Annotated in this window: 15 protein-coding genes; 2 read left to right on the top strand and 13 right to left on the bottom strand. The window is 51.7% G+C overall.

The features are described 5' to 3' along the window. The first annotated feature begins 1 nt into the window (after position 1). Positions 2–1,036, top strand: a complete 1,035-nt coding sequence (locus HV314_RS19555; RefSeq protein WP_181546500.1) for a radical SAM/SPASM domain-containing protein — start codon at positions 2–4, stop codon at positions 1,034–1,036. 140 nt (positions 1,037–1,176) lie between these two features. Here the strand turns inward: HV314_RS19555 and HV314_RS19550 are convergent, their stop codons facing one another. The 4 genes from HV314_RS19550 to HV314_RS19540 are packed head-to-tail and all read right to left on the bottom strand — an operon-like array spanning position 1,177 to position 5,609. Next, positions 1,177–1,734, bottom strand: coding sequence for a hypothetical protein (locus tag HV314_RS19550; protein WP_181546498.1), 558 nt, complete (start codon positions 1,732–1,734; stop codon positions 1,177–1,179). 39 nt (positions 1,735–1,773) lie between these two features. Further along, a complete protein-coding gene (locus HV314_RS27200; RefSeq protein WP_203457865.1) occupies positions 1,774–2,142 on the bottom strand; it encodes a hypothetical protein in 369 nt (122 codons plus the stop codon). Then, positions 2,108–3,628 carry a UvrD-helicase domain-containing protein gene (locus HV314_RS19545; RefSeq protein ID WP_203457866.1) on the bottom strand — a complete coding sequence of 507 codons (1,521 nt, stop codon included), beginning with the start codon at positions 3,626–3,628 and terminating at the stop codon, positions 2,108–2,110. The genes HV314_RS27200 and HV314_RS19545 overlap by 35 nt, the downstream gene beginning before the upstream one ends. Next, positions 3,621–5,609 carry an AAA family ATPase gene (locus tag HV314_RS19540; RefSeq protein ID WP_203457867.1) on the bottom strand — a complete coding sequence of 663 codons (1,989 nt, stop codon included), beginning with the start codon at positions 5,607–5,609 and terminating at the stop codon, positions 3,621–3,623. Before HV314_RS19540 ends, HV314_RS19545 begins: the two co-directional genes overlap by 8 nt. On the opposite strand from HV314_RS19540, the gene HV314_RS19535 reads away from it, so the two are divergent. Further along, positions 5,514–5,822, top strand: coding sequence for a TA system toxin CbtA family protein (locus HV314_RS19535; RefSeq protein ID WP_423064585.1), 309 nt, complete (start codon positions 5,514–5,516; stop codon positions 5,820–5,822). The genes HV314_RS19540 and HV314_RS19535 overlap by 96 nt on opposite strands. A gap of 439 nt (positions 5,823–6,261) precedes the next feature. Here the strand turns inward: HV314_RS19535 and cbdX are convergent, their stop codons facing one another. The 9 genes from cbdX to hyaA form a co-directional block, all read right to left on the bottom strand. Further along, positions 6,262–6,351 carry a cytochrome bd-II oxidase subunit CbdX gene (gene cbdX, locus HV314_RS19530; protein ID WP_181546496.1) on the bottom strand — a complete coding sequence of 30 codons (90 nt, stop codon included), beginning with the start codon at positions 6,349–6,351 and terminating at the stop codon, positions 6,262–6,264. A 13-nt stretch (positions 6,352–6,364) separates the two neighbouring features. Next, positions 6,365–7,501, bottom strand: a complete 1,137-nt coding sequence (gene appB, locus HV314_RS19525) for a cytochrome d ubiquinol oxidase subunit II (RefSeq protein ID WP_181546494.1) — start codon at positions 7,499–7,501, stop codon at positions 6,365–6,367. Between the two features lie 11 nt (positions 7,502–7,512). Beyond that, positions 7,513–9,057, bottom strand: a complete 1,545-nt coding sequence (gene appC, locus HV314_RS19520) for a cytochrome bd-II oxidase subunit 1 (protein WP_181546492.1) — start codon at positions 9,055–9,057, stop codon at positions 7,513–7,515. A gap of 88 nt (positions 9,058–9,145) precedes the next feature. Beyond that, a complete protein-coding gene (locus HV314_RS19515; RefSeq protein ID WP_181546490.1) occupies positions 9,146–10,003 on the bottom strand; it encodes a hydrogenase expression/formation protein in 858 nt (285 codons plus the stop codon). Then, complete coding sequence (gene hyaE / locus HV314_RS19510; protein ID WP_181546488.1) at positions 9,996–10,403, bottom strand: hydrogenase-1 operon protein HyaE; 408 nt, start codon at positions 10,401–10,403, stop codon at positions 9,996–9,998. Before hyaE ends, HV314_RS19515 begins: the two co-directional genes overlap by 8 nt. A gap of 5 nt (positions 10,404–10,408) precedes the next feature. Next, positions 10,409–10,990, bottom strand: coding sequence for a hydrogenase 1 maturation protease (gene hyaD / locus HV314_RS19505; protein ID WP_047357642.1), 582 nt, complete (start codon positions 10,988–10,990; stop codon positions 10,409–10,411). After that, entirely contained in the window at positions 10,987–11,721 is a 735-nt protein-coding gene (gene hyaC / locus HV314_RS19500) for a Ni/Fe-hydrogenase b-type cytochrome subunit (RefSeq protein WP_016155781.1), read from the bottom strand. The genes hyaD and hyaC overlap by 4 nt, the downstream gene beginning before the upstream one ends. Before the next feature lie 18 nt (positions 11,722–11,739). Beyond that, positions 11,740–13,533, bottom strand: a complete 1,794-nt coding sequence (hyaB, locus tag HV314_RS19495) for a Ni/Fe-hydrogenase large subunit (protein WP_016155782.1) — start codon at positions 13,531–13,533, stop codon at positions 11,740–11,742. Further along, entirely contained in the window at positions 13,530–14,657 is a 1,128-nt protein-coding gene (hyaA, locus tag HV314_RS19490) for a hydrogenase 1 small subunit (RefSeq protein ID WP_046276297.1), read from the bottom strand. Before hyaA ends, hyaB begins: the two co-directional genes overlap by 4 nt. Between the last annotated feature and the right edge of the window lie 115 nt (positions 14,658–14,772).

Genomic DNA, 14,772 nt, shown 5'->3' with positions numbered 1-14,772 from the left:
TATGCTAAAAGCCATTCAGTACAAATCATTGGGATATGCAACTTTTTTTAATCCAGATACTGGATTCTTTGCTCGTGTGCCTGAAAAGGGCAAACCCGAGCCATTCTGGTCTCCTCACGGACCAGAGTTGATGGATATATCTATAACCAACTGGTGCGATAAAGGATGCTCTTTTTGTTATAAATCATCGACTATTCGTGGTGAGCATATGGATGTTTGTGATTACAAGAAGATAATTGACCAGGCTGCAGCAATGGGAACCTTTCAAGTAGCTTTAGGTGGAGGAAATCCAAATCAACACCCTGATTTCATCGAGATACTCGAATATACAGCATCCAAGGGAGTTGTCCCAAACTTCACAACTAATGGACGTGGATTGAGTGATGAAATACTTGAGGCAACGCGAAAGTTCTGTGGCGCGGTAGCTGTTTCAGCATATCCTCCCTATCACGAAGCTGCTAAAACGATCGCCAAACTCGTTGCAAAAAATATCAAAGTCAACGTACATTTTATTTTAGACGCAACAAGCATTAATACTGCGATTGAATGGCTCACCGAACCACCAGAATTTCTTTCTAACATCAATGCTATTATTTTTTTAAATTACAAACCATCTGGCCGAAAAATATTTGAAAAAAGAATGTTACGTAATAGTTCGAGATTAGATGAGTTTTTTAAATTAGCGACATCTTCACGGAGAAAACTTAAGGTTGGTTTTGATGCTTGTTGCGTAAGTGGTGTATTTGCAAGAACAAATGCTAACTCCTTAATGGTAGACGCGTGTGATGCAGGCCGATTCTCCATGTATGTTTCTGAGGACCTTAAGGTATACCCTTGCTCTTTTCAGAGTGGTTTGGCCACCGGGGATTTATTTGATAATAAATCTTCACTTTTGGATATTTGGACTAATTCTCTGAATATGCAAGCATTTCGCAATTATTTTAGTTCAGATCGTTGTGGTCCATGTGGTCATAAATCGACATGCATGAATGGATGTCCTTTGTTTGATAAAATTGCCGTTTGTGGACATCGATGAATTTGTTCCTATAATTGCAGCTTAATTGACCCTGCTCCTGAATATGTGTTCGTTAGGGGAAGGGTCTGATTAAGATAAAGGCATGTTATTGTTAGCAACATCTTCATCAATGTGTAGCAGGTCGTTTGGATTCTTGCTTTCTAATCAACGTCCATTGGGTACCAGTGGAGTGATGACTCAATGCAGTGTCTATACCTGGTAGCAATCTGCTGCGGGGTAAGGCGAATGTATTGTTCGGCTACCTTTCGAGATTCACCAGAAAGTTTTTTGAGGTATTCGACAACTTGTTCGGCTGTAGGAATTATATCCATCTTATTGAATTTAGGAGGGAGACCAGTCCATATTACATGATCCAAATTGTTGGCTTGTGCCCATTCCGAAAGGGTTGGAATCAATTTTGGGGACGGTTGACCAGTTGACCATCTACCAATGTGCTTGTCCGCGTTTTTTGGCGGGATTCCTTCACGTACGACTAAAGCTTCAATGGCAGAGGGGAGATCCTGTGTTTTCATTAATGCCCATAAGGAATGAACCAAGCATTCGGTTTCAACCAGCACAAGTGTAATCCGTCCATTATTCGATTGTCTTGCGAATTCAACGGATATCAGTGGACCTTCATTGAACCACTTTCCCTGTACAGGTAAGTCCTTTGGCTCCCAAATTAGGGAACCCCACCCAAGACAAGCAATGCGAGCCATTATGTCTCCGTTAACTTTTAAATATTAATGAAATGATGTCTAGCTCATCAGATTATGTACATCTTCGTTCGGGAACAACCCAAGACCTGTTATAGCAGCATGCGCAGTAACTGGATCATCCGCGAAGAAAACCACTGCCAAATCCTTACCTGCACGAGAACAGCAAACGTACAGCAAGCGCCGTGTACGGTCTAGAATGCTCTCTTTCCCCCCACTCCGATTGTCTTCATCAGTATCAGATAATGGCGTAATACCGAAGAGTTTCCCATAACAGAACTGGTTATGACGGCCTTCCTCATCATCGAGAACTATTAATACGCGGCTAAACTCAGCACCCTTAACACCCTGATGAGTCTCGAAGGGGGATAGTTCCTCAATGTAGGTTCGATAGCCCCAAAGTTGCTTCATCCCCATGTTCAGTCGGTGAACCGGATGAATTGTACTCGTTCATAGCCGTTAGAAGGCGATCATCCAACTTGTACATCCCTCCATCCCGAAGATGTGTCAAGGCCTCGTAAGCAACAACTGTAGAGGAGGGACCACACGAGGAGGTCATTTCGTTAACACGCATGTCCAAGTCCTTTAGGATTGATGGTAATGCGTTCGTGCGAACATGCTGACGTTGAAGTGAAGGTGCGAACCGACGTAATAGATTCATTACCTCAAACTGATTACCAATTTCTTTTGCGATAACAAGTGGCATTAGAAGTTTCAAAAATGGTTGCATAGACCAATGTGAGCCATCATCAAAACAACTCTTCATTACTTCTGATGTTTTGTCGTGGAAGGCCTCATAGATACAGCCAAAGCCTAAACGATTAGCGGCCATACGGTGAGCAATCACTAATACTTTTACGTCGGCTTCAGGTTCGTCGCTCAGCCAGAGAGGGTCCGCATGTTTTTCGGATAGCCATTGGCGTGCAGCGCTTAAACGACTGCTTCGGTCATCCTTGGGAACAATGAGAAGTTTTGCTGTACCCTGAACGGGCTTTCTCCCTTCACCATCAATGAATTCAGTTTTTCCGCCGGTTTGGACCAGATCGTCACCACCAGCCCTGATATTATTGATGACGTTTAGAACCGCTGAAGGGCACCGAAAATTTTCTGGTTTCCCTATATTGCTCCATCCTGTGAGCGGTTCGATCGCACCTGCACCAGCAGTGTAAATTTTCTGCATTGGGTCGCCTATAAACCCTAAGCAGAACTTAGAACCTAGCACTTCTGAAATTGTTTTGAACGCCGTGACTATATCAGGAGACGTGTCTTGGCTTTCATCAACGAAAAGGAATGGGAATTTCTGTCCGACGACCTTAGCAATGAGAGGAGAAGTGCGAATTAGTTCAGTGGATAAACTAATTATATCGTTATGTCCCAAGATCCCTTTTGAGTAATTACTACCAACGCCGTAGGTAAAACGTACAACGTTGCTGACCTCCAATTTCTGCTTACGGAAGCGCTCAATATCAGCATCAGCCTGAATCCGCGTCTTTTGATGTGTGCGACTTGAGAATGCAGTGATTTTTGCTTCGGTGTCAGTAATTTTTTGATCAAGCCGTAGGTCGACCCAGTTTGCAATGTCCGTCTGAAAAGGTTTTAGAACTGCCCAGAGAAAGCTGTGAATGGTTGAAACATGAAAAAGAGGATCGTTTCCGACGTCTCCCCATATCTCGCCAACAGCGACCTCTGTGTAAGTAATACAAGCAATCTTCTTTGCCCGTTGACGAAGAAAGAGCCCCCGTGTTTTACGAAGGTGATCTAGTGCCTTGACAATCGATGTGGTTTTCCCTGACCCCGCACCAGCAACCATGACAAATCCAGTAGTAGCATCATCGTCGAGAAGAGCCCGAAGTTCAATATCAGCCGGTGTATCCGGTTTGTCTGCTCGATTAGTCATTTTTTTCCTCAACAGCTGTAAGAGCTGCATCAGGAGAATGTTCAAGCATAGCATCTACAGGTTCGGTATCACCGACAGTGACATGCGTTGCTAGCCAATTTAACCCCTCTAGGATATAGGTTGGAACAAGCCAGTCTTTATCGCTGCTGGCAAGAAGCCCAAGTGCGAAGTTCGTCTTCTTGAAACCTTCGCCTTTAACCCGTTTGTGGATTTTGGATGCAAGAGTTTCAAGTGACATCGTGGATGATTTGGACCAGCGTAGCCCAACATCTCGGTTGTCCTTTTTTTGACACCATGCGAGATTCTCATAAGCGAAGGCTTCCTCAAGCGTGCGGCTTTTAAGCTCGAGTGTTTCCGTTCCCCATGTGGCATTTATTGGACACTGATATGTAACCATCACATGTGCGCCACCATCATCCGTAGGTTGCTGAAGTTTCTCCTCTATTGATGCAGCTAGCAGTTCTTCGACCAATGACTTGCCAGGAAGCCATTGACACAAGGTCTGGTTCGCAGAAATCGCTCCAGGGGTGCTAGCGGGGCATTTTGACCTTGGTTTAGGTTTCTTCACACCATCGGAATCTTGACCCCCATTGTCTTCGTCTTCATCTTCGTCTTCGCTTTGATCATCTTCATAATCAGAGTCCTCCGTCGCTTCGACGGTCGCGCTGTCTTCAGCTGTAGCGGTATTGTCTTTCTTAGGTAATGCTGGATACACACTGTCAAGGTCAGTCACGATCAGTGTAGGCAGTCCGAGAAACTCGATCAGTTTACGGAAGCGGAAGGCGAAAGCTCCACCCACTTCAAGAATACTTAAATAGGAAGAGCTGAGCCTCTTGGAGCCTCGTGCAATCATCAGTGGGAGGAGGAGGCGCTCAACGTTTCCTTCAACCAGAATGGCCGCATCTGCGAAAAAGAGGTCGCAATGAGTCAATTTCATATAGCGCTGGAGGAAATCTCGATCTGGCTCGTTATTATCGTAGAAAATCGACAGATTGAATACGGTTGAGCTTTGCTTCGAACCACTTTCCGATGAGCGCCTGAAGTAACGAATGGGCTGGAAACCCCGCTCATAAAGGATGTGCGGTGAGTGTGTCGAGATCACAAATTGTGTCATAAAGCCGTTATCCCCCATGGGGGAGATCAAATCTGTAAGTTTACGAACAAATGCCTGTTGGAGCTGGGCGTGCATGTGCGCCTCTGGCTCCTCGATGAATACTAGGTGGATCGGCTGTCGCTTCTCCTCCTCACCTTCCTCCGTGGTGGACCAAGCCGAGTGAAGATCTAGTAGTTCAACGCCCATGTAAATAAGGTTCTTGAAGCCAAGCCCGTTATAGCTATCAGGGAGTGCAAGAGCTTCAACTTCAGCAGTCGCCTCTTCCAGAAGATAGTGTACTTTCGCCTGTTGGTCGCCCATGAGGCGTCCCAAATTGAGTGCTGCTCGAATCTCGAGTGCAGGGTTTGCTAATCCCGGATAGCCAAGTTTACGTAGCGACTTAAAGGTGTCGCTGAATACATCGGCAAAGTGTTTGGTTAGTTCTTCTTCAGAGAGGGCAAGTGCTCTCAAAGCACTGTGATTATCTTCTCGTTGTTTCTGATTTCGAGTGTAAAACCGGCTCAGTCGTTTCGAGAGGTCTTCTGTTCTGGCCTGAGCGTTCCCATCGCTCAGATGGCGCTGCGCGCTAAGAAAATCTACTTTAATAAGCGAGTTGATTATGGTGTGCCCAGAGCGCTCAGTATCACCGATAAACTCTTTAGGCGTGCTGGTCGCACCGGCTCTCTCCGTCTTGAGCTGAGCCTCATCCAAAATGAAGTAGCGTAAACCATATTCGTTCTTCATCTCTCGAGAAAGGTAGTCACGCATGTTGCGCGGCCAAGGCCTGTAGTCCTGCCCATCTTCTTCTTTGGTCTTCGTAAATTTGGCAGCTATGGCCTGACCCTGAACGATACGCCGTTCTGTAATGAAACCGTTATACAGGAACATATCGATGCCGGTATCACTCTGGCTAATGCCGTTAACTTTCTGGTGGAAAAGTATGAGTTAGTACGTCTCGATCGCACAGGATTTACCTCACAGGAACAAGCGCCATATTTGACCGTGACAGATATCCTTCATGCCAGGAGAGCATGCGGATTAATGAACAGTTGTTCGTATCGGGAAGTAAGTAATATTGTTCTTAGCCGATCGCGGCAGTGAGGAGGGCTCCAGGAGCCTAGAAGGTTTGCACAGTCTGTGAAGAAATTAGTGAGATTGGCGACTCGATGAAAGATTCATTGAGTCCCATGAAAAACAAGATGGGGGCACAAAAGGGGGCATTTGTAAAGATGAAACAAAGAAATATGTATATTTATCAATGGTTATGTAGGGTTTGTTATGTTCCTATTATCTCTCAAGCAGTTATAATCCAGTCTCTTCAGTAAAACTCTCTGATTTTCTTCTCGCGTACTTGTTTAGCATTCTATAACCTCTCGTTTCCTTTCCGCTCTTCGAACCCTTCCATTGCAGCACCACTCTGCGGTTTATAGATAAGCTTGGTGCTAACCAGGGGTTGGGTACAGCCATGCTGCTTTTGTGTGAACGAATAAAGATTCCCCGAATAAACAAGGGAGCCAGGAAGCGTAACGCACGAGCAGGGCTATTTCTGCCGTGACTCAAGCCAGACCAGCGCCATCGTGGAGAGCGTGCACATCAGCAGAATGCCGACAAACCAAAACAGATACCACATCGTACAGTCCTCCCTAATAAAGTTCGTGGTTGTGGCGGCGGATAGTTTCTACGTTGATTCGTCCCAGCATCTTGTAATAACTCCACAAGGTATAAAGCAGAACTATCGGTAGGAAAATCAGCACGATAACCAGCATGATACTGAGCGTCATCTGGCTGGAGGTACTGTCCCACACCGTCAGGCTAGAGAGTGGATATGCGCTGGATGGCATCACAAATGGAAACAGGGTGATTCCAGCGGTGAAGATCACGCAGGTCTGGGTCAATGAAGCAAACAGAAATCCCCACACGGCCCGACGTTGCCCGCAGGCATAGATCGCGAGCATTGGAAAAATCATGCCCAACAGCGGAATAACCAACAGTAGTGGTGAATTTTCAAAGTGCGCCATCCACGCCCCCGGTGCGGTCGTTACTGCCTTTAATAGCGGGTTGGACGGACCATTAGGATCCTGGCTAAGCAGCACATAGCCGTCGATCCCCGTCCACAGCCAGTACCCGGCTAACAGGAAGCAGAGCACCACTAACATCGCGCTGCGGCGGGTGGCAGACAGCGCGCGCAGGTGAAGAAGGCCGTCGGTTTTCAACTGGAGCCAAACGCCCCCCTGCATAATGACCAACATCAGGCTTAATGCGCCGCACAGTAGGGCAAAAGGAGAGAGCAAATCCCAGAAAGTGCCCAGATATTGCACGTGTAATTGTGGTGTGAACACAAAAGGCACCCCCAGGAACAGATTGCCGAAGGCGACGCCGAAGATAACCGGTGGCACCAGGCTGCCGATAACCAACCCGGTGTCCCACATGGCGCGCCAGCGTGCATTCGCTATTTTACCGCGATAATCAAAGGCCAACGGACGAAAGAAAAGGGCGCACAGCACCAGAATCATCGCCACATAAAACCCCGAAAATGCGGCAGCATAGACGCGCGGCCAGGCTGCGAATAATGCGCCGCCCGCCAGAATGAGCCACACCTGGTTACCTTCCCAGTGCGCCCCTACGCTATTGATTAACACCCGACGTTCATCATCGTTGTGCGCGATCAGCGGTAACAGGCAGCCGACCCCCATATCAAACCCGTCAGTGACCATAAAGGCCACCAGAATAATGCCAATCAGCAGCCACCAAATGAGCCGCAACGTTTCATAATCCAACATGATGCTCTCCTTTATTCCTGTTGTTGTGCCGGTTGTTGACGTTGCATCGCATCTGGACCAAGACGCGCGTATTTTTGCATCAGGTAGACTTCGGCAATTAAAAACAGGGTGTAAAGTGTGAGGATTAGCCCCATGGAGAAGGCCAGTTGGCCCGCGCTCAGCGCAGAGTGGGCGTACCAGGTCGGCAAAATATCCTGAATCGCCCACGGCTGGCGGCCAAACTCCGTCATAAACCAGCCTGCTTCAATGGCAATCCACGGTAGCGGCAGGCTCCACAGCGTTATGTGCAGTACCCAGCGATGCTGGTCGATACGCCAGCGTAAGGTCTGTATCAGCGCAATCGCCATCACCAGCAGCAGAAGGGAACCGCATCCAATCATGATGCGAAAGCTCCAGAACACGGGGGCGACTTGCGGAATAGCGCCGCGTTGTGCGGCCTGATATTGCGCTGGCGTGACATGGTTCATGTCAGGGGCGTAGTTGGCCAACAGGATGCCGTAACCCAGATCTTTTTCCACGGCGTGAAAAGCGTGCAGTAGCTGAGGCGTGCGGTTACCTTTGGCGATTTCCTGCATCAGCAACCATGCTTCCCGGCCCCGCTGCAGGCGGGGTAGCGCGTCTGCCATCAGGTTCTTCAGCCCCGGAACTGGCGTATCTAAAGAGTGAGTCGCCAGGATACCCAGCAGGGCCGGTATCTTCACGGAAAAGGCGTTACGCTCTTGCTCCTGCTGCGGCCAGGCTATCACATGAAAGGGCGCAGGTGCCGGTTCGGTTTGCCATTCCCCTTCCATTGCCGCCAGTTTTACCGGTTGGCGTTGGGCGACCTCATAGGCTGAGCTATCTCCCAGTTGCACAGTGCCGAGGATAGCCAGTGTGCCAAAGACGGAACCTACCGCGAAGGAGCGCAGGGCGAACTCGCGAGCGCGACCACGCAGCAGATACCAGGCGCTGATGGACATCACAAACATGGCGCCTGTGACATAACCGGACATCACGGTATGCACAAATTTCACCTGGCTGATGGGGTTAAAAACCAGCTCGCTAAAGCTGCTCATCTCCATGCGCAGGGTATCAATATTAAAGTGAGCGCCTGTTGGATATTGCATCCAGCCGTTGGCGTTGAGGATCCACAGGGCCGAGATATTGGAGCCAAACGCTACCAGCCAGGTCACCAATAAATGCTGGTACTTGTTTAAGTGCTGCCAGCCGAAGAAGAACAGCCCCACGAATGTGGATTCAAGAAAGAAAGCCATCAAGGCTTCCATCGCCAGCGGAGCACCGAAAATATCGCCCACATAGTTGGAATAGAGCGACCAGTTAGTCCCGAACTGAAACTCCATGGTCAGGCCGGTCGCCACACCGAGCGCAAAGTTAATACCGAATAACTTTCCCCAGAAACGCGTCATGTCGCGGTAGACTGTTTTGCCCGTCACCACGAACAGGGTTTCCATGATGGCCAGCAAAAAAATCAGCCCCAGCGTCAGGGGAACAAACAGAAAATGGTACAGCGCGGTCAGCGCAAACTGCCAGCGCGATAAGTCAATGACGTCCCACATGCGAACTCCATCAGGCATTAGAGAGTGAATAGATAAGGAAGAAAACGCCAGACCCGCAGCAGAAAAGTATGCGGGTCGGGAGAAGGGATCAGGCCGGCGGGCCGGATGCCAGCCAGCTACAGACTTCATCCAGGCGCTGGAGCGAGTCGAGCAGATCCTCTGGAGCAGCCAGTACCAGTTCCGGTAATGGACAGATCTCATAACTCTCGAGCAGAAGCCCTTTCAGGGTATCCAGACAGCGCAGATGCCAGACATGGCGCAGCGCCGTGGCGTCGATTTGGCTCTCGCCGTAGCCGATGGTACGGATCTGAATACTCCCTTCGCCACACAGGCGGGAGAGGAACTGGCGATCCGCATCACTAACCGGGAGTTGGGTGAGGTTAATGCTATGAGGTTGTGTGGCCGGATCGCGCACGTGCGCCAGCAGTTCCTGAGCCAGCGTCAGGCCATTCATCAACCCATCGACGGGCGGAGGCAACAGGCTATCGTCTGGCAGCGTCGTGATTGTTGCTGCCTGCCACAGCGCCCGTGGCGCACTGCCTGCCTCCAGATGCTCCTCCCATTGACCCAAGTCATTCTGGCAACGCACCCGCCAGATTCCGCAGAAAATAGACTCCTGAATCTCGCTCGCCCTGCCGTCAGCCTGCTGGATACGCACGGAAACTTCGCCTTCGCCGAGCAGCGTATTCAAAAACGTGAGGTCGTCTGCGTTGAGCGTGGATAAATCCCATCCCAGCACGTCCTGTTTTGCGGGAATTTTCTGGCTTAGCTGGTGGCGCACGTCGGCTAACAATGCCATCACCGCCGGGCTGTGCGGACAGTTTTCCAGCCTCGCCATGCTGGGGCTGCTGTTGACCTGGCAGGTGAGGGGCAAGGGATTCATGCTGAAGCTGTCATCGCCCGGCTGGGTTCCCGGTCCCAGCAGATGAAAAAAGGTATCACTCATCTTGCAGGCTCCGGGGGATGTGTTCTTCAACGAGGGGGGGCATCAGGTTGAGCAGGTCGGCCCACGGGTGGATGCCGCTGAGAATGCCGCGCAGCTCGCCGTGGATAAATACCAGCGTGGCCGGGAAGCGGAATACGCCAAAACGATCGCCGATAGCCTCGCTGTGCTCGAGATCCGCCATAGCGATTTGCCAGTCAAACTGGGGAAACTCGCGAAGCAACTCGGCAATCATTACCGGGTTATCGCTGACTTCTGGCGTGCGGCGGGGATCGCTACTGAGCAGCACCACGCCATCACGCACACGCGTTACCCAGTCATCCAGTTCAGATGCGGTCAGCGGTTGCCAGCCGCGCGCCAGCATGCGTTGCCATAGCGCAGAAAATGGTTTGTCATTCAACATGTTGCTTATCTCTCCAGCGTTACACGATACTGGCGAATACGCACGCCTTCATAGTTTTCCAGCGACAGGCATTCATAGTTCAGGCAACGCGTTTCATCGATTGTCTGTGGCGCGATGCCCCACGCGGCCAGTTGCCTTAGCGCGGCTTGTTCTGCCGCCGGGAGCTGAGCGCGCGCGATGTCGGTCAGGCTGCCGCCATAGTCGTCCAGCTGCACCGGCTGTAGTCCTACGAGGGCGATGTGGGCGGGCAGATGACCGCGAATCTCCGCCAGAGCAAGCACTTCGGAGAAGCTGTTCTGATGCAGACTCATTTTTTTGGCGCTGAGGTAACTGGGGACTTGTTCACCGGCGTAGGATTGCAAAGTGCCTGGCGTGAGTCCGTAGTCGATGGCGTCCAGCAGCAACAAATGGCTGGCCTGCTCAACGTAGCCCAGCAGATTCAGCCCTTGCGTGCCGCCGTCGACAATCTCTACCCATTCCGGCCAGTGATAGTGGGCGTACAGGCGTTCGGCAACGCGAATGCCAAATCCTTCATCTGCCCACAGCAGGTTGCCTAAGCCCATCACGATGACGTTAGGTTCGCTCATGACGCCTCCTTATCGCGCTGGCGTTTGGCAAATTTGTGGCTACGGTAGCCGTTGATCATGGTTGAGATGACGGTATCGTCAGACATGATGTCCTCGCGGATAGCCATATACACATGACCGATGATGAAGGCTGCGATGAACCACATCCCCAACCGATGCCAGCTGTGGATATCGAGAGAGTTACCGCCGGTCCAGTAGAAAAACTCCGTCACATAGCGGAAGGGGGTAAAAATGGCGTACTGGCTATGCTCGCTGTATAAGGCAAAACCGGTGAGGATCATAAAAACTGAGAGCAGGAAATAACCGAACATCGCCGCCTGCGCGACGGGGTTATGGCCGATATCTTCTCCCGGTTTTTTTTCCAGAAACAGATACCAGCGCACCACCGAAAAGGCACCCTGCCACCAACTGCGACGCCAGACAGGCACGATAAACAGCTCGCGTGAATAGCGATTGCCGACGAAGGCCCAGTAAATGCGACCCAGCAGTATCACCGTAAACACCATGGCTGCGGCGAAATGCACTAACCGGATGTCGCCCATGTAGAACAGGTAAGTGGCCTCGCCGTTGACCGACGGCAGTGGTCGGCCAATGAAGTATCCGGTTACCATCAAAACCAACATGCAGCCCACTGTCAGCCAGTGCCACAAGCGTACGGGCGCTTCAAACACATAGTGGCTGACGGCGGTATCACGCGCCTCCCCGACGCGTGGGGATATCTTTCCAGTCATCGTTCCGTTCCTTAACGCTTAGCGAACCTGGACTGCGATAAGTTCGCTGCCGTCGTCGCCGAGGACGTGGGTTGAACATGCCAGGCAGGGGTCGAAGCTGTGCAAGGTGCGCAGGATCTCCAGTGGTTGATCCGGTATCGCCATTTGGGTGCCCATCAACGCCGCCTCGTAGGCGCCAATTTGCCCCTTCGGATCGCGCGGGCTGGCATTCCAGGTGGTCGGCACTACGCACTGATACACGTCGATCTTCTGGTCGCGAATCGACGCCCAGTGACCGAGTGCTCCGCGCGGCGCCTCGGTAAAACCGATCCCACGGCACTGCTGCGGCCAGCTTGCAGGCTCCCATTTTTCGGTATTCGCCGTAGCCAGATTGCCGTTTTTCAGGTTGGTCATCAGCTTGTCGAAGAAATATTGCAGCTTGCTCACGGCCCACTGCGCCTCGTGCGCGCGGCACAAAATACGCCCCAGCGTCGACTGCATACCCGACAGCGGCAGTTTGAGTGCGGACATCATGCGATCGACGGATTCAATCGTGGCGGCATCCCCTTTGTGATAGGCAATCAGCGTACGCGCCAACGGTCCAACTTCCATGGCGTGTCCGCGCCAGCGCGGGGCTTTAATCCACGAGTAGCGTTCCTGTTCGTTGAGCTGCTGGATATCGGTATCGCTGCCTTTGACATCGCCGGGGTTGTACCAGGGTTCAGTAATCCCCTCGAACGGGTGACGACCTAATTGATCGTCCGGATAACGGTACCAGGCATGATCGACAAACTCCTGAATTTGCTGCTGATCGGCCAGATCCACCGGCATGACGTTGTTAAAATCACCGTTAATGACCGCGCCGCCAGGCATCAACAGGCTCTTCGCGCTGAAGTCGTTGGCAATATCCGGGAACGCGCCGTAGCTTAAGACGCACTTATCAGACAGCCCGGTGCCAATCTGGCTCCAGGGTTTGTTGAACTGGCCGATAGCCAGCGCGTCAGGAACCATGACGTTGTTGATGAAGTCGGCGGTGCGGGTGATGATCGACTGTACCAGGTTAAGGCGTTCCATATCGACCGCGCCAACCGCGCCGCTCTGATCGATATTGATAGCGCATGGCATGCCGCCGACAATCCAGTTAGGATGCGGATTCTTGCCGCCAAACACCGTATGGATTTTGATAATCTCGCGCTGAAAATCGAGCGCTTCCAGATAATGGGCAAAGCCCATCAGGTTAGCCTCTGGCGACAGTTTGTACTGCGGATGTCCCCAATAACCGTTGCGGAAAATCCCCAACTGACCGCCGTCGACAAATTTCTTCAGGCGGTTTTGTACGTCAAAGAAGTAGCCCGGGGAGGACATCGGCCAGGCTGAAAGGCTTTGTGCCAACTGTGATGTTGCGCGTGGGTCGGCTTTAAGGGCATTCAGAACGTCAATCCAGTCCATTCCGGCTAGCTGGTAAAAGTGGACCAGGTGGTCGTGGCACCACAGCGTCGCCAGCATAATATTGCGAATGATGTTGGCGTTGTCGGGCACCTTGATGCCAATGGCATCTTCAATGGCATAGACCGATGCGAGCGCATGTACGCCAGTGCACACCCCGCAAATTCGTTCGACAAACGCCCAGGCATCGCGCGGGTCGCGCCCTTGCAGAATAATTTCCAGTCCACGGAACATGGTGCCGCAGGACACCGCGTTGGTGATGATGTTCTGCTCATCAATGTTCACCTCACAACGCATATGGCCTTCAATGCGCGTAATGGGGTCGACAACCAGGCGCCGGCCGGCATTATTGACCGTATATCCCTGGGTTTGATACGAATTGCTCATGCCTGTTTATCCTCATTGTCTGGCGACTGTTGTCCGGCGTCGGCTAATTGCTGTTTGTGGCGGTTATGTTGATTGACGGCGCTGGCGACTGCGTGGACACCGACGCTGGCGGCCACCACGCCAAGCGCGGTGAGGCCCACGGTATCGGCGGTTGAATGCGTCCCCATCTGCGGGATATCCACCACGCGGCTGTAGAACGAACCGCGATCCCAGAAGCCGTTCTCTGAACATCCCAGACACCCATGACCGGACTGGATGGGGAAAGAAACGCCGCCATTCCAGCGGGTGGTGGAGCAGGCGTTATAAGTGGTAGGCCCTTTGCAGCCCATTTTGTACAGGCAATAGCCTTTTCGGGCAGCGTCATCGTCCCAACTCTCAACGAACTCCCCGGCGTCAAAGTGGGCGCGGCGGTAGCATTTGTCGTGAATACGCTGACCATAGAACATCAGCGGACGCCCCAAACGATCGAGTTCAGGCAGACGATCAAACGTCACCATATAGGTAATGATGGCGCTCATCACATCCGGAATCGGCGGGCAGCCGGGCACTTTCACGATTGGTTTATCGGTGATCACCTTATCGATCGGCGTTGCCTGGGTTGGATTAGGCCGGGCGGCCTGCACGCAGCCCCAGGAGGCACAGGTTCCCCAGGCGATAATCGCGCTGGCGCCTGCCGCGGCTCTTTTTAGCTTTTCAATAAACGGTCGCCCGCCGCTGATGCAGAACATTCCTTGTTCACCCAGCGGAGGATTGCCCTCGACGGCCAGAATGTATCGGCCGTGGTAGCGGCTCAGAATGTCTTCAAATACCTCTTCGGCCTGCGTTCCGGCGGCGGCCATCAGGGTGTCGTCGTAATCAAGAGAAATCAGGGAGAGGATGACGTCTTTGGCGAGTGGGTGAGAGGAGCGGATAAATGATTCGGTGCAACAGGTGCATTCCAGCCCGTGGATCCAGACGACCGGGATCCGGGGTTTGTTTTCCAGCGCCCAGGCTATTCTGGGCGTCATTGCGGCTCCCAGCCCAAGCGATGTTGCTGCGAGGCTGCAATATTTGAGAAAACTGCGTCGACTCACCCCTTTGCGGCGCATCGCCTGATAAAAGGTCTCCTCGTTATTCGTATTCATAACACGCGTTTCTTCCCCCGTTGAGTTCTGGCCACGTCGCCAGCGATAATCTAAAAAAGCCTATCCGATCAGCAGGGAGAAACAATGCAAAGTGTAGGGTTATGTCCTATTGCGA

Source organism: Citrobacter sp. RHBSTW-00887 (assembly GCF_013728095.1).
Lineage (GTDB): Bacteria > Pseudomonadota > Gammaproteobacteria > Enterobacterales > Enterobacteriaceae > Citrobacter > Citrobacter braakii.
This window is presented reverse-complemented; position numbering and strand designations above follow the sequence as displayed.